This window comes from Cupriavidus sp. HMR-1 (assembly GCF_000319775.1).
GTDB classification, from domain to species: domain Bacteria; phylum Pseudomonadota; class Gammaproteobacteria; order Burkholderiales; family Burkholderiaceae; genus Cupriavidus; species Cupriavidus metallidurans.
The window spans coordinates 22,157-37,636 of the sequence record NZ_ANKP01000029.1 but is presented as its reverse complement, the minus strand read 5'-3'; the positions used below and the strand labels follow the sequence as shown (position 1 = coordinate 37,636).

Genomic DNA, 15,480 nt, shown 5'->3' with positions numbered 1-15,480 from the left:
GCCCGGCGGCTTTTTGTTGCCATGCTTCCCCAAGACATGAACACCGATCCGCTGCCGGGCGACGATGCCGAAAGCGCTTCTGGAAAGCCCGCCGACGCCTCCCAAGGCACCCCCAACCCGGGCGACGAAGTCGCGCATCCGCGCAGAATCCGCTCGTTCGTCAGGCGTGCCGGGCGCACCTCGACCGGGCAGCAGCGGGCGATGGACGAGCTGGGACCGACCTATATCGTTCCCTACCAACCCGAGCCGCTGGACTGGACGGCCACGTTCGGACGCGAGGCGCCCTCGATCCTCGAAATCGGATTTGGCATGGGCGAGACGACGGCGCATATCGCCGGCCTCCGGTCACAGGACAACTTCCTGGGCTGCGAGGTGCATGAGCCCGGCGTTGGCGCCCTGCTCAAGCTGATCGGGGAACGTGGCCTTCAGAACGTGCGCATCATGCAGCACGATGCCGTCGAAGTCGCCGCGCACATGCTCACCGAGAACTCGCTCGATGGCGTGCATATCTACTTTCCCGACCCGTGGCACAAGAAGCGCCACAACAAGCGTCGGCTGGTGCAACCGCCACTAGTGAAGCTGCTGGCCAGCCGGCTCAAGCCGGGGGGCTACATTCACTGCGCGACCGATTGGGAAGAGTATGCCCACCAGATGGTGGAAGTGCTATCCGGCGAGCCGGCCCTCGAAAACACCTCGAAGGCCGATGGCGGATTCGCGGATCGGCCCGATTACCGGCCTGTGACCAAGTTCGAAAAGCGCGGCCTGCGCCTTGGCCATGGCGTGTGGGACGTCGTATTCCGGAAGAAGTAAGCGGATATCGACCATCGAATCGCAACAAAGCAAAAGAGGGGCAATCGCCCCTCTTTGCATTTCCGATGCCGGGACAAGCCCGGCAGCGATCAGGCGTGCCAGGAAATGACCCCGGTCCACGCGGTCAGGAGCACGATGATGCCAAAGGCGATGCGGTACCACGCGAATGGCTTGAAATCATGCGTGGCCACGAAACGCAGCAGCCAGCGCACACAAAGGAACGCCGACAGGAACGCGAAAACGAAGCCCACCGCGAAGATGCCGAGATCATCAGCGGACAACAGCGCGCGCGCCTTGTAGAGTTCGTAGACCGTGGCGCCGAAAATCACCGGAATCGCCAGGAAGAACGAGAACTCCGTGGCCACCTGGCGCGACAGACCGAACAGCATGCCGCCGATGATCGTCGCACCGGAGCGCGAGGTACCAGGCACCAGCGCGAAGCACTGGGCCAGACCCACCTTCAGCGCATCGCGCCAGTTCAGGTCATCCACCGATTCGATGCGCGGCGCGCCCGCCTTGGCGGCCTCCAGCAACGCATTGCCTTGCGGGGCTGACACCGTGCCGCGACGCGCCTCGCGCCATTCAGCCAGCAGGATCACCACGCCACCGATGATGAACGCCGTCGCCACGGTGATCGGATTGAACAGATGGGCCTTGATCCATTTGCCGAAGACCAGAGCCAGCACGATGGCCGGTACCGTGGCCACGATCACGTTGATCGCAAAGCGCTGCGACTTGACATCGCTGGCCAGGCCGCTGATCACGGTGCCGATGCGCTGTCGGAATTCCCAGCAAACAGCCAGGATGGCGCCGAACTGGATCACGATCTCGAAAATCTTGCCCTTCTCGTCGTTGAAATCGAGCAACTGACCCGCGAGGATCAGGTGGCCAGTACTGGAGATGGGAAGGAACTCTGTCAGTCCTTCGACAATGCCAAGGATGACGGCTTTCAGGGCGAGTGCAATATCCATGCGGAATCAGGAGAGGGAGGCGCGAAAAGTCTGCGCAAGACCCGCCGGTATGGGCGCGGGCACGAGCATTATTGTTGATTCGGATTTATGGCCGATTAATCTTGACGTTGATACCGTCCGGCAGGACCGTGATTGTACCGGGCTCGACGTTAGTGCCGGCCAGCCGAAGCTGTTCCGGCTTGAACGTATAGAGCGGATAGCCCTGCAGCAACTGCTCCGAGAGAATACCGCCAAGCGCATTGAGCTGGCGAGAAAACTGGCTTGGGAGCCCCTGCACGTCGAACTGTTTGACCTCGGGGTCCTGCAGGACCAGGGACCGCGTTGGCTGGTCGTACCGCAGGGCGCTGTCAAGCGCGAAGCGCCCGGTCAGCGGCTGCCGGAAGAACAGGCGATTGTCGATCGTCGCATCGAATGCCACCGTCACACGATTGCGCGTGGCGTCGAGCATGAGCTGCGGATTGGCAAGCTGGATATCGAACAACTCCATATACCGCTTGTTGAACGGAAATTTCTTCTCCAGCGCCGACTGCAACTGGCTTTGCGAGAAGGTGTATTCGTCGCGGAACACACTACATCCACCCAGCCATCCGGCCGTGGCAAGCGCCGCGACACCTGCAGCCGCCAGCCAGCGCCGGCGCGTTACGCCAATCATCGATTTACCTCCGTCAAGCATGGCCACCATCCGAACGGGATGCCGGCGCCGTCATCGCTTCCAGCTGCGTCAGCCACAGCAGCGCCGCCTCACGCGATTCGCCGCACATCTCGTGCGAGGGACGCAGCCCGCCGCAGAAATCCGGCCTCTCGGGCCGCCCAAACACCGCGCAACGCATGTCGGGCAGCAACTGGGCGCATGCCTGCCCTGCGGCCTTGCCAGCGGGCATTCCCGGCAACGGGGAGGTGATCGACGGCGCGATGCAGCAGGCGCCACAGCCTTCGCGGCAGGTCAAAGCGGATTGGCACGTCATGGTGAAGATTTCTGCGGCAACTGCCGAAAAACAGCATTCGAAGCCGATCAGACCTAAGAAAGCCGCAATTGTGCCCCAGGCTGGCGCGAGTACCTGAAACAAAGGGCAACTTCGATCGGATGAATCCAATGGGTCACTTTTAAACAAGCCGTCGCCTTGTCCATATTGTCTGCTTGACCATACGTAAGCGCCCCCCTACATTACTGACCCATAGGTTATTAATATCGGTCCCCGCGACGCCTCGCTCCGCCTGGGGGCCCTGCCATTCCCGCACACCGTGACCGCCGCCCTGCCAAAGAAAGACCCTGACACCCGGCGCTGGAGCCGGCGCAAGGCTGCCCGCCCCCAGGAACTGGTTGCCGCGGCGCTGGACCTCTTCGTCGAGCGCGGCTACGCGGCAACACGGCTCGAGGATGTCGCCGCCGCCGCGGGCGTATCCAAGGGCACGGTCTACCTCTACTTCGCCAACAAGGAAGAGCTGTTCAAGACCGTGGTCCGGGAGAACATGGTGCCCGCGCTCGTGCGCGGCACGGATCTGGTCGATCGCTACGAGGGCTCCACGCCCGAGTTATTGCGCGAATTGCTGCTTGGCTGGTGGGGCCTGATCGGCGCCACGCCCGTGGCCGGCCTGACCAAGCTGATCATGGCCGAATCGCACAATTTCCCCGATATCGCCCAGTTCTACCAGGACGAGGTCATGGGACCCGGCGACGAACTGTTCGCTCGCGTGCTGGCCCGTGGCGTGGCGCGCGGCGAGTTCCGCGCCGCGCCGGCAAACCCCACCACCACGCTGATCTGCGCCCCGCTGGTATTCCTGATGCTCTGGCGGAGCGCATTCGGACAACTGGACTGCCGGGTCATCGACCCCGAGGCGTTCGTCGACCAGTTGCTCCAGGTACTGCTGTTCGGCCTGACCACCGGGCCATCGCGCGATACGCCGCTACCGCCGGTCCAGGGCCCATACATATGGGAAAGGATCCGCGACGAGCTGCTGGCCGAACGCGCAGCGGACCTGGCGCCACCTGCGGAGAGGGGCCAATGACCGACCTTGTCGCCCGCAAGATGGCGTCTCGACACCACCGTGGCGCAAACGCATCCCGCCGCTCGCTTCTAATGTTTTGTAAACATGCCATTCGGGTGCAAGAGGGTAAAATAGTGGGCTTTTGCGTAACTTCCCGGCAGGCGGCGGCTTCGGCACCCGTCGGGACGTCACCCGGCATCAACCGCAACGACAGCGCTGACGGCAGCATCACCCGCTAACCGGCAGCGCAACCCCGCAAGCATTTGGAAGGAAAGGCAAGATGGATCTCGAAAAAGCCCGCTTCAACATGATCGAACAGCAAATCCGCCCATGGGACGTGCTGGACCAGGAAATCCTGGACCTGCTGGCCGTGGTCAAGCGTGAGCAGTTCGTACCGCAGGCCTACGCCGCATTGGCTTTCGTCGACATGGAGATTCCGCTGCCGTGCGGCGAGAACATGCTGCCCCCGCGCGTCGAGGCCCGACTCCTGCAGGACCTGAACGTGCGCAAGCATGAGAATGTGCTCGAAATCGGCGCGGGCTCCGGCTACATGGCCGCCCTGTTGGCCAACCGCGCCCGTCACGTGCTCACCGTGGACGTTCATCCCGAACTGGTTGCCCTGGCTCGCCAGAACCTGACCAACGCCGGCATCACCAACGTGGACGTGGCAGAAGGCAACGCCGCCGAAGGCTGGGCGGTCGCCGCGCCGTACGACGTGATCTGCATCTCGGCGTCCGTGCCGGAAATTCCGAGCGCGATCCTGTCCCAGGTGAAGGTCGGCGGTCGTATCGCTGCCATCGTCGGCACGGCTCCGGTCATGGAAGCCCGCATCATCACGCGCGCCTCCGAGACCGAGTACCAGGTTGTCGACCTGTTCGAGACGCTGGCCAAGCCGCTGGAAGGCGCCGTCCAGCCGTCGCGCTTCAAGTTCTGATCAGACGCCAGACATGCAAGTCATTACCGCTCCCGAACTCGCCCAATGGCTGGCGGATGCCGCCCGCGCGAAACCGGTGCTGCTCGACGTACGCGAGGACATCGAGATCCGGACCGCCGCAATGCCCGGCATCACGCATATCCCGATGGGCCAGATTCCTGGCCGGCTGAACGAACTCGACGAAGACGCCGAAATCGTCTGCATTTGCCATCACGGCGCGCGCAGCATGCAGGTGGCGAACTTCCTTGAGCGCCAGGGTTATGCCAAGGTCTACAACCTGACCGGCGGCATTCACGCTTGGTCGACGCAAGTCGACCCGTCAGTCCCGCAGTACTGACCCGGGAACCGGCCCCGGGACGGCAACACCGCCCCGGGACCATCCCGCCCTGCAGCACCTCCGCAGTCCTTGCCGTACCACCCGTCGATGTAACCGAACATTGGCCGCGCCGCGTCGCAGGCCGCGCTGGAGATGTCATGAGTTTTCCGCTTTCCGCCGTGCCCGGTGCGGCCAGGAGATCCCTGCCGCTCGCGGCTGCTCTTGTGGCCCTGCTGCACTTGCCGGCCGCGGAGTCAGCCGATCTGCTGCAGGTGTTTCGCGATGCGCAATCCAATGACGCCCAGTTCGCCAGCGCACGCGCGCAGCTCGTCGCCACGCGCGAGAAGCTGCCCCAGGCGCGCTCCGGCCTGTTGCCGCAGATCTTTGGCACGGCAGGTGCGCAGCGGACCCAGGCAGACTACACGTCGCCGGTCGACGTCACCCGCTACTTCAACGCCAACACCTGGCAACTGCAGCTGACACAGCCGCTGTTCCGCTGGGATCGGTGGGAAACCTACAAGCAGGGAGAATTGGCCGCACTGGCGGGCGAGATCACCTTCCAGCAGGCACAGCTCGATCTGATCACACGCGCCTCGCAGGCGTATTTCGATGTGTTGGCCGCGCAGGACAACCTCTACCTGGCAGGTGCCCAGAAGAAGGCCATTGGCGAGCAACTCGAGCAGGCCAAGCGCAATTTCGAGGTAGGCACCGCCACCATTACCGACGCCAACGATGCCCAGGCGCGCTACGATCTGGCCACCTCCACGGAGATTGCTTCGCAAAGCGCGCTCGAGGTGTCCCGCGCCACGCTGCAACAGATCACCGGCAAATCCGTCGACGAACTGATGGGACTGCGCTCAGAAGCAGCGATTCCGGGCCCGGCGCCGGCCGATGTCAACGCATGGGCGGCCCAGGCCGAACAGGCCAATCCGCAAGTCAGCCTGGCCGGATACAACCTCGAAACCGCGCAGCGCGAAACGAACAAGGCCAAGGCCGGCCACCTGCCTTCCGTCGACCTCGTCGCGTCATACGGTTACACCAACGCCCAGGGCACGGCCACGCAGCTCAGTAACGTGGGCAGCCGGTACAACTCGGGCGTGGTGGGCGTGCAGTTGAGCATCCCTATCTTCACCGGTGGCCAGATCCAGTCGCGCGTGCGCGAAACCCTGGCGCTTGCCGACAAGGCCGCAAGCGATCTCGAATTCGCGCGCCGTACCGCCGCGCAGACCGCCCGACAGACCTACTCGGGTGTGTACAACGGGCTGGCGCAGGTCAAGGCGCTCGAGGCAGCCGAACGCTCGGCGCAAAGCGCGGTCGAATCGAACCAGCTTGGCTATGAAGTGGGCGTGCGCATCAATATCGACGTGCTGAACGCGGAGGCGCAACTGTTCCAGACCCGCCGCGACCTGGCCAAGGCGCGCTACGACACGATCATGAATGGCATGCGCCTGAAAGCTTCCACCGGCGCGCTGTCAGAAGACGACGTGGTGCAGATCAATACGCTGCTGACGTTGGCGCCAGGAGCAATGTACAAGTTGCCGCGGAAAACGAGCTTGGGTGCCGCACCCGCTCCCACCAAGTCCGCACGCGGCGAACGCGGTCGGCGCGAGAGTCTGGCGCCGGTGGCTACGCCCCGTTCTTGACGACGGCAGACGTATCAGAAGGAGCCAGAGTCGCACCGCGATATGCCGCTCGAGCTTCGCGCCCTGCCATGCCTAGCAACAGACCGATCAGGCCAGCGTAGAACACAACGTTGGCCTGATGCGCCATCGTCACCTGTGTCAGACCAGAAATCAGCGAAGCGAGTACCACCCCCAAGCCGGCGCCGGCCAGACTCGTACCCGAATCGCTGTGGTCAGTTCGGCAAGCACGCAGAATCCGCCAGAACAACGCCGCTGGCACCAGGAAGAGTCCCAGCATGACTAAGAGTCCCGGAATCCCGGTCGTGGACGCAGCCTCGACCACGTCGTTATGAGCATGTTCGAGAACACATGCAACAGACTCGGTACGGTGCTCGCAATACGGCGCGGCATGCAAGATTCGGGCGAATTGTCCTACACCCACGCCCGTCCATGGGTGGTCAGCGAAGTATTTGAAACCGATCTCCCAAATCTGTAGCCGAGCACCTACCGAAGTTTCCGCGTCCCCTTGCCGGAAATGCTGGACCTCCAAAACCGCCTGGTCGACACGTTTTGCTACCGGGCCCCCAGGAAGCATGTACAGGCCAGTCACCAGCACAACGATCCCAAGGGCTGCTATCAGGAACATGCGCAAACTGAACCGCCGATAACGGACAAGTAGTAGCGGGAATAGCGTCACGAGCAGCGCGACCATGCCACCCCGAGTGCTATTCATGACCAGGATTGGTACGGCACAAAGCACGTTGAACCAAGCCTCCGCATGCGTTCCGAAACTACACCCAGGGCGTGAGAAACCAACCAACGCGAGCGCGGCCACAATGTTAGCAAACGCAATGGCTTGAACAAACGCTGACGGCCGTCCATCAGCCAGCATGAAATACTGATAAGTAACAATCACCAGTGCCAAGCACAAGCCGACGGTAATCCCGCGCCAGAGCCACGTCGAATTCGGCGCCGCGCGCACGATCACCCAGCACGTCAGAATAGCCAGCAACATCCGCGAGGGATTGTCGATAACGTTCCACGGTGTGTGGAAGTAGAGCTTCGAGCCGACGTAGACAAGCATGAAGGCCAGCACGGCGATGGCCAGCGGTGTCAGGACCTTGGAATACTCGCGCCATGCCCGTCCCATGCCCCGCCAGCCGAGCAGCGCCAGTACGCCGACCCCCGCCAGGAACACGCCCGCGCCTCGCGGCACGCATAGGATCAACACGGGGAAGGCGAAGACGAGGATGGTAGCCATCCTCGACAGGAGCTTGCTGCTATCGGTCATAGTGGGATACTTGATGCGCCGGTATCGCCACTGCGCCGTGGCGTTCCTGAAAACAGGCCGGATTCTATCTGATCAGGCGCCCCGCCCCCCAGCAGGCGTCTCATCCGACCGGCCCTGAGCCAATCACTTTGCCCGCGTGCGCTCTTCCACATCGATCAATTGCCAGCGGATCGACGAGGCATCTGCGGGTGGATTCGGCACCTGATACTCCCGCACGCGCAGCTTGTAGCTGACGCCGGGCTCGAAATCGAGCCCCTCGATCGCCCCGTACCAGAGCTGCCACGGGGCATCGGGCGACTCGCGCCAGCGATAGCACTGCATCTTGCCCACGCCCGAGCATTCCACGCGCTGCGAATCGATATAGACGATCTTTTCCTTGCCGGATGCCGCATCGATCTTCGCACCGCGCCGGCCCACGCCTTCACGCTCGACGAACTGCAGCAGATCGCCATCGGCCGTCTTCCAGACGATCTGCCGCCCGGTCGAGCCCGCCGACGGCTGCGTGCCGACCGTGGTGAACGGCGACGCCATCGCCTTGAGCAGCGCCGATTCGAGCTCCATGCGCGGCCCCGGGCAAGCCATTCGCGTGCCGGCAATGCGATCAAAGCGAATGCCGGTGCTGGTCTTGCCGTAGCCGCCCGTGAAGCGGTTGCAGCCGCTGGTGCCGCTTACCGTGCCTTGTGGGGAATCGATGCCGTCGTTGAAGTCGAATATGATCGGCTGGCCATTGTCGCCGTGGGGGATATCGCGCAACGTGCCGTCGGGACGCTGCCACCGCACAAGTTCCCAGCGGCTCGGACCGCCCGAGCGCGTTTCACTGAGGCTGGTATTGGCCGATGGCGTATCGGGAGGTTGGCCGCTAGCGCAAGCTGACATGATCGTGGCGGAAGCAAGGGCCAAAGTCATGGCCAGGGGACGAAGAATCTTCTGCATGGGTCGACTCCTTTGCTTGAAACGCCTGTGGCTCGAATGCCTTGCGCGCTTCTCGCCGAATGGGAGGCATCCGGGAGAGAACGCAAGCGCTTGAAGAGCCTCAGGCAACACTCAGTCTAGTGGAACGGCGCTTATGCCGCATCAGCGCAACACCGGTGCCAGCGCGCCCAGTGTGCGTGCGGTTGCGCCACGATGGAGGCCGGCGAAGGTCAGCGCGTGCTCGCGCATGTCCGCAAGCCGCGTTGCGTCACCGAGGATGGCAGCGGCGGCGGCTATCAGTTCGTCCGCATCGGCCACGCGCTGGCACGCGCCCGCGGCAATCGCGTCCTCGGTCGCCTGCGCGAAGTTGAACGTGTGCGGCCCCATCAGCACCGGTGTGCCCACGGCGCAGGCCTCGATCAGATTCTGACCGCCGAGCGGGATCAGGCTGCCGCCGATATACGCAATGTCCGAGGCAGCGTAGTACATCGCCATCTCGCCCATCGAGTCACCGAGCACGACGTCGGCGGTGATCGGCCCCGCCAGCTGTTCGACGTCGAGCGCGCTGCGCCGCTGCACGCTGAAGCCGGCGCGCGTCGCCATCGCGGCCACCTCGTCAAAGCGCTGCGGATGACGCGGCACCAGCAGCAATGCGGGGCGATCCGTGCCCGGCCAGCGCGAGAATGCCTCCAGGATCAACGGCTCCTCGCCCTCGCGCGTGCTCGCTGCCGCCAGCACATGCCGGTTGCCGAAGGCCTGCCGCAGAAGCTGTCCGCGTGCCACGCCGGCCTCGGGCGGCTGCATATCGAACTTCAGGTTGCCCGTGACCTGCACCGATTTCACGCCCAGCGCGCGATAGCGTTCGGCGTCGCCGGCGGTCTGGGCCAGCACCATTGTGAAGTCGTTGTAAAGCGCTGCGGCAGCGCTACCGAATCGCGCGGTACGCCGATAGCTGCGCGGCGACAGCCGAGCGTTGACCAGGAACAGTGGCACGCCCACACGGCGCGTGACGTGCACCAGGTTCGGCCAGACTTCCGTTTCCATGATCAGGCCGGCATCCGGTTGGAAGTAGGCCAGAAAGCGTCGGACCAGCCAGGGCAGGTCATACGGCAGATAGCACTGCTGGACGCGTGGGTTGGCACCGTAGAGCTGCGCGCCAGTCTGGCGGCCGGTCGGCGTCATGTGCGTCAGCAGCAGCCGGTGCCGCGGATAGGCCGCCAGCAGCGCGTCGATCAACGGTTGCGCCGCCCGCGTTTCGCCAACGGACACCGCGTGGACCCACAGCCATGGGCCGGCAGCCGATAGATCGCCATAGCGCCCCAGCCGCTCGCCAACATGCTGGATGTAGCCCGCCTCCTTGCGCGAACGCCAGACCAATCGCAGCAACGCCAGTGGCAAGATCAGCAGCCACAGCAATGAATAGACGAAACGCAGCATCACGCAGTCACTCCGCGCACGCGCATCGCTGCCTCATGGACTTCGTCGACGGTCGGCACGATGCCATCGTCACCGACATTGGTAATACGATCGGACCAGTAGCCTTCAGTTTTCCAGCGCCATGTGGCCGTGTAGATCTCGACGGTCGGGCGGCACAAGGCGGCGGCGATATGCACGAGCCCCGTGTCGACGCCGATGACAACCTCGGCGCGATTGATCAGTCCGAATCCCTGCATGACCGAGAAGCGCGGCAGCACGCGCGCGCCGGGAATACCGGCGGCCAGCGCCTCGGCGTCGCGGCGCTCCGACTCACTGCCCCACGGCAGCAGCACGGCCAGCCCCTCCGCTTCGAGCCTCCGCCCCAGCGCATGCCAGTTCTCCACCGCCCAGCGCTTCTTCGCGCCAGCCGTCGCATGGAAGCAGACCACATAGCGCGCGGGCAGGTCCGCCCACAACGGATCATCGACGCTCAACGTATTGGCCGCGGGGCCGAAAAAGCGTGGCGGCTCGGGCGGGGTGATGCCGGTCAGCGCGGCGCCAAGCAGTCGCGAGCGCCGCACCGAGTGGGTCTGGCGCGGTACCTTGACGGGGGCCGTGTAGAACAACCGGGCGGCCGGCTCGTAGCCCGATCCTTGCGTGGCGTTGCCCAGGCCGATCACCGGTGCCCCGGCCGCGCGCGCGGCGGTGCGGGCCACGATGGCGGTCTTCAGAAGCCCCTGCGTCTCGAGCACGGCGTCATATGGCCTCGCCTGGATGGCATCGCGCAGCGCGCCGATCTCCGCCCAGGTCTCGCCACGCCAGAAGCGCTTGCGCCAGCGGCGCAGCGCGAACGGAATCACGCGGCCCACATCGGGCAGCAGCCGCACCAGATCGACATAGCCTTCCTCGACCACCCAGTCGATCTCGGCATCGGGCCAGCGCGCGCGCAGATCGTGCACGAGCGGCATGTTGTGCACCACATCGCCCAGCGACGACACCTTGACGATCAGGATACGAGGCCGCGCGGGCAGCCCAAACGGAGACACCGCCGCTTGCGGCGACGGTGTCTCCTGGTTCGATGCCTGCACTACGTCAGAACGGGAGCTTCGCATCCGGTTTCTCAGCCAGGATCACACGCTTGAATTCGGCCTGGATTCGGGCCAGCGCAGCATCGTTGTCGGCCTCGAAACGCATCACTACCACCGGCGTGGTGTTGGACGGACGCGCCAGGCCAAAGCCGTCCGGGTACTCGACGCGAACGCCGTCGATCGTGATGACTTCCTTCGCCCCGTCGAACTTCGCATTGGCGCGGATCTTGTCGAGCAGCGTGAACGCCTCGCCCTCGGCGCACTTGAGCTGCAGCTCGGGCGTGCAATTCGAGTTCGGCAGTGCGTTGAGCACGGCGCTGGCGTCGGCATGGCGCGACAGGATCTCGAGCAGCCGCGCGCCCGTGTACAGGCCATCGTCGAAGCCGTACCAGCGATCCTTGAAGAACACGTGACCGCTCATTTCGCCGGCGATCGGCGCGCCCGTTTCCTTGAGTTTGGCCTTGACCAGCGAATGGCCCGTCTTCCACATCAGCGGTTCGCCACCGTGCTGGCGGATCCACGGGGCCAGCTTGCCCGTGCATTTGACGTCGTAAATCACCTGCGCGCCGGGATTGCGCGAGAGGATCTCCTCCGCGAACAGCATCAGTTGCCGGTCCGGGAAGATGACCTGCCCGTCCTTGGTGACCACGCCCAGGCGGTCGCCGTCACCATCGAACGCCAGTCCCAGCTCGCAATCCGTGTCGCGCAGGCACTGGATCAGGTCCTGCAGGTTCTCCACGTGAGCGGGATCGGGATGGTGGTTCGGGAAATGGCCGTCGACATCGCAGAACAGTTCGGTCACTTCGCAACCGAGCGCGCGGAACAGGTCGCCCACGAACGCGCCGGCCACGCCGTTGCCGGCATCGAGCGCGATCTTCATGGGGCGCGCCAGCTTCACATCGCCGACGATGCGATCCAGGTATTGCTGGCGCACATCGACGAGCTTGTAGCCGCCGTTACCCTTGGCGAAGTTGCCCGCCTCGATGCGTTGGCGCAGCGCCTGGATCTGCTCACCGTAGATCGCCTTGCCGCCGAGCACCATCTTGAAACCGTTGTAGTCGGGCGGGTTGTGGCTGCCCGTGACCATGATGCCGGACGTGGCGCGGCGGCCGTCCAGCTCGATATTGGTGCCGAAGTAGACCATCGGCGTGGCGACCATGCCCAGATCGATCACGTCGAGCCCGGCGGCACGGAGGCCTTCGACGAGCCCGCCAAGCAGGTCAGGGCCCGACAGACGGCCGTCGCGGCCGACAACGACTGCGCGCTCGCCTTGCTCGGCTGCGGCAGACCCAAACGACAGGCCGATGAAACGGGCCACTTCCGGGGTCAGCGTCTTGCCCACGATGCCGCGGATGTCGTAGGCCTTGAAGATCGAAGGTTCAATTTGCATATGGCTTCCCATGTCTGAAGTTCACGATGCGATACCGACCGGCAACAGCTAGCCGGACGGGGCGCGGGCAGGGCGCCAAAAACTCGTATTGTGCCGGATTGCGGGCGACACAGGCGGTATAATGCGAAGCCGCCACCCAACCGTGGGTTGTTCGCGCTCTCCTCCCCGCTTTCGGACTGTCTGAGCATGCGCCACATGCGCCCTACCTGACTGGCGGCTGATTGGAAGCAGTTGCTTTGCGACGGGACTTCCCTGTTCAACACTTCCACCACCCACCATTGCCCTTGCCCACGTTGCCCAGACGGCCACGCATCGCCTACCTAATAACGAATTCCGAGATCGGCGGCGCTCAGGCCCATGTCGCGGAATTATTGCGCGCGATGCACGATCGGGCGGACGTCACGCTGCTCGCGGGAGGCGGAGGGCCATTATTTGATCTCGCCGTGGATCTGGGGATTCCGACGGTACGGCTGGCAACGATGGACAATGCCTTGTCGCCGGTCAAGGCCATCATGGCCATGCAGGAGCTAATGCGGGCACTACGGCAAATCTCGCCGGATGTCATACATACGCACAGCGCCAAGGCAAGCGCGCTCGGACGCGTCGCTGGTTGGTTGCTCCGCATCCCCGTGATTTACACGGTTCATGGGTTCGCATTCAAACCCGAAGCGCCATGGAAGCAGCGCACCATTGCCAGAATCGTCGAATGGTGTCTGGCGCCTCTTACCAGCCGCGTCATTTGTGTTGCCGACGCCGAACGCGCACTGGCAGCCGGCCTTCCTATTCCCAGCGAGCGGATCATTGTCATCCCGAACGGCATTGCCGATGTCGCGATCCGCAGCACGCCGACAGAGCATGTGAACCGGATCGTGACAGTGATGCGCCTGGCTGCCCCCAAACGCCCGGATGTCGTCATTAGTGCATTTTTCGCCGCGCAACTACCGGATTGCGAACTTGTCATTGCCGGGGACGGCCCGCTTCGTGACACGCTGGAGGAACAGGCCGGTCAACTGGTACCAGGGCGAGTCCGTTTTGTAGGAAGCGTCAGCGAGATTCCGAATCTGCTTGCTAGCGCACAGGTCTTTTTGCTGGCGTCCGACCACGAAGGCTTCCCAATATCAGTTCTTGAGGCCATGCGGGCTGAACTCCCGGTAGTCGCCAGCGATCTGCCAGGCATCCGCGAGCAGCTCGCCGGCGGACGTTGCGGAATACTGGTGCAAGGCAACGAACCCCAAGCATTCGCCCAGGCTTTGGAACGACTGGCCGAAGACACCCAACAACGTGCGGCACTGGCAAATGCGGCTCGGGTTCGCTGGGAGGAGCAATTCGGCCTGACGCCAATGGTGAGTGCAACCTGGAATGTCTACGAGCAAGTGCTCGCCGAACGCAAGCCCCAACGCATGCGAACATCCGTATTATGAGCTCCACCGACAGCACCCCCATTCGACGCAACTTGCGTCATGCCCGCACCGCTAGGTCGGAGACAATCCGCAGAGCGAGCCGAATGATCGGATGGGCGGTGATAGGCCTCGCATTGTTTGGCATCAATGCGGCGCTATCCGAAATTGCACACCATGCTGGCCTTGTGACGCACGTCTTCCCGCGCACGTTGCTCTGGTCCGCCCTCCCCTACCTCGCGGCTTTTGTCTTGTTGCACCGCTCGCTACATCTTCCGCCCATGGAGGGCAATAGCATCGTCGGCTTGGCCGCAACTTTGCCGTTTGCGCTATTGCTGATCGTTTATGCCGGATTCCATATCGAATACTCGCGCGGCGCCGTGTTGATCAGTTACGTCACCACGCTTGCCTGGATCTGGTTCGGATACCGTCGCTATGTGCAAAAGTATGTGCCTGTTTATGGCTACATGGATCCGGCCATACTGACGCAGCTCGACAAGATAGTCTCGATGCCAGGTGCCAATCCGCCAAACGTAACCCGCTTCGAACACATCCGGTCGATCGAAGATGCATTGCATTGTGACGGTATCATGGTCGAACGTGGAGTGACTGCGGACCCGGCGCGCACCCGGATGCTGACCCAATATAAGCTTGGACACCTGCGAATGTATTCCGTGGAGCGTATCGGCGAGATGTTGACCGGCCGTGTCGGGCTGGACCACATCGACGAGAATTTTTTTGACGATTACGCCGACCACTATCTCTACGGCTTTGCCAAGCGGCTGATCGACATCGTTGGTGTCATAGTGCTGGCGCCGTTCGCGTTGCCGATCGGGGTTATCGTGGCACTGGTCGTCCTCATGGAAACAGAGGGCGGCGCCCTGTTCCGTCAGCGCCGCGTGGGCCTGTTGGGCAAGCCATTCACGATGCTCAAGTTTCGGAGCATGAGCGTTGACAATCAGGCCCCAGCACAGTTCGCTAGCCGCATGGACCCGCGCGTCACTCGCGTGGGTCGCTTCATCCGCAAGTACAGGCTCGATGAGATTCCGCAGCTCTGGAACGTGTTTGTGGGTGACATGAGCTTTATCGGCCCGCGCCCAGAACAGGTGCCTATGGTAGAGGCGTTCACGGAATCAATCCCGTACTATCCGTACCGTCACCTGGTACGTCCGGGGTTGTCGGGCTGGGCTCAGGTACAGCAAGGATATGTGGGATCGGAACAAGAGACTGTGACCAAGCTGAGCTACGACCTGTACTACGTCAAGCACTGCTCCATCGCGCTGGATCTGTTGATTGCAGTGAAAACGGTGAGAACACTTGTCACCGGCTATGGGGCTCGCTGACATA

The 15,480-nt window shown here is 63.3% G+C and carries 15 protein-coding genes; 7 read left to right on the top strand and 8 right to left on the bottom strand.

Annotated elements, in window-relative coordinates; all coding sequences use genetic code 11:
• Positions 1-21 precede the first annotated feature (21 nt).
• Complete coding sequence (gene trmB, locus D769_RS03700) at positions 22-810, top strand: tRNA (guanosine(46)-N7)-methyltransferase TrmB (RefSeq protein ID WP_008642230.1); 789 nt, start codon at positions 22-24, stop codon at positions 808-810.
• An 89-nt stretch (positions 811-899) separates the two neighbouring features.
• On the opposite strand, the gene D769_RS03695 is transcribed toward trmB, so the two are convergent.
• The 3 genes from D769_RS03695 to D769_RS03685 all read right to left on the bottom strand — a co-directional run bounded on the left by D769_RS03695 (position 900) and on the right by D769_RS03685 (position 2,746).
• Positions 900-1,781 (bottom strand): undecaprenyl-diphosphate phosphatase, encoded by an 882-nt coding sequence (locus tag D769_RS03695; protein WP_008642228.1) that lies wholly within the window; start codon positions 1,779-1,781, stop codon positions 900-902.
• 85 nt (positions 1,782-1,866) lie between these two features.
• A complete protein-coding gene (locus D769_RS03690; RefSeq protein WP_008642226.1) occupies positions 1,867-2,433 on the bottom strand; it encodes a DUF1439 domain-containing protein in 567 nt (188 codons plus the stop codon).
• Positions 2,434-2,446: 13 nt separating this feature from the next.
• Entirely contained in the window at positions 2,447-2,746 is a 300-nt protein-coding gene (locus tag D769_RS03685) for a YkgJ family cysteine cluster protein (RefSeq protein ID WP_040010860.1), read from the bottom strand.
• A gap of 277 nt (positions 2,747-3,023) precedes the next feature.
• Between D769_RS03685 and D769_RS03680 the strand changes: the two genes are divergently transcribed.
• From D769_RS03680 to D769_RS03665, 4 genes are all read left to right on the top strand, one after another.
• Positions 3,024-3,788, top strand: coding sequence for a TetR/AcrR family transcriptional regulator (locus tag D769_RS03680; protein WP_008642223.1), 765 nt, complete (start codon positions 3,024-3,026; stop codon positions 3,786-3,788).
• A 259-nt stretch (positions 3,789-4,047) separates the two neighbouring features.
• Positions 4,048-4,701 (top strand): protein-L-isoaspartate O-methyltransferase, encoded by a 654-nt coding sequence (locus D769_RS03675; RefSeq protein WP_008642221.1) that lies wholly within the window; start codon positions 4,048-4,050, stop codon positions 4,699-4,701.
• A 13-nt stretch (positions 4,702-4,714) separates the two neighbouring features.
• Positions 4,715-5,038 carry a rhodanese-like domain-containing protein gene (locus D769_RS03670; RefSeq protein ID WP_008642220.1) on the top strand — a complete coding sequence of 108 codons (324 nt, stop codon included), beginning with the start codon at positions 4,715-4,717 and terminating at the stop codon, positions 5,036-5,038.
• A 137-nt stretch (positions 5,039-5,175) separates the two neighbouring features.
• Positions 5,176-6,660 carry a TolC family outer membrane protein gene (locus D769_RS03665; RefSeq protein WP_008642219.1) on the top strand — a complete coding sequence of 495 codons (1,485 nt, stop codon included), beginning with the start codon at positions 5,176-5,178 and terminating at the stop codon, positions 6,658-6,660.
• On the opposite strand, the gene D769_RS03660 is transcribed toward D769_RS03665, so the two are convergent.
• The 5 genes from D769_RS03660 to D769_RS03640 all read right to left on the bottom strand — a co-directional run bounded on the left by D769_RS03660 (position 6,644) and on the right by D769_RS03640 (position 12,736).
• Positions 6,644-7,930 (bottom strand): O-antigen ligase, encoded by a 1,287-nt coding sequence (locus D769_RS03660; protein WP_008642218.1) that lies wholly within the window; start codon positions 7,928-7,930, stop codon positions 6,644-6,646. The two genes, D769_RS03665 and D769_RS03660, sit on opposite strands and share 17 nt — an antisense overlap.
• A gap of 123 nt (positions 7,931-8,053) precedes the next feature.
• On the bottom strand, positions 8,054-8,836 hold the full coding sequence (locus D769_RS03655) for an META and DUF4377 domain-containing protein (protein ID WP_085959048.1): 783 nt from the start codon (positions 8,834-8,836) through the stop codon (positions 8,054-8,056).
• A 168-nt stretch (positions 8,837-9,004) separates the two neighbouring features.
• Positions 9,005-10,279 carry a lipid IV(A) 3-deoxy-D-manno-octulosonic acid transferase gene (gene waaA, locus D769_RS03650; protein WP_008642216.1) on the bottom strand — a complete coding sequence of 425 codons (1,275 nt, stop codon included), beginning with the start codon at positions 10,277-10,279 and terminating at the stop codon, positions 9,005-9,007.
• Positions 10,279-11,370, bottom strand: coding sequence for a lipopolysaccharide heptosyltransferase I (waaC, locus tag D769_RS03645; protein WP_040010859.1), 1,092 nt, complete (start codon positions 11,368-11,370; stop codon positions 10,279-10,281). Before waaC ends, waaA begins: the two co-directional genes overlap by 1 nt.
• Positions 11,351-12,736 (bottom strand): phosphomannomutase/phosphoglucomutase, encoded by a 1,386-nt coding sequence (locus D769_RS03640; RefSeq protein ID WP_008642214.1) that lies wholly within the window; start codon positions 12,734-12,736, stop codon positions 11,351-11,353. Before D769_RS03640 ends, waaC begins: the two co-directional genes overlap by 20 nt.
• Before the next feature lie 284 nt (positions 12,737-13,020).
• Between D769_RS03640 and D769_RS03635 the strand changes: the two genes are divergently transcribed.
• Positions 13,021-14,157, top strand: coding sequence for a glycosyltransferase family 4 protein (locus D769_RS03635; RefSeq protein ID WP_040010870.1), 1,137 nt, complete (start codon positions 13,021-13,023; stop codon positions 14,155-14,157).
• Positions 14,158-14,240: 83 nt separating this feature from the next.
• Positions 14,241-15,476: a sugar transferase gene (locus tag D769_RS03630; RefSeq protein ID WP_008642211.1), complete on the top strand. Its 1,236-nt coding sequence runs from the start codon at positions 14,241-14,243 to the stop codon at positions 15,474-15,476.
• Positions 15,477-15,480 lie beyond the last annotated feature (4 nt).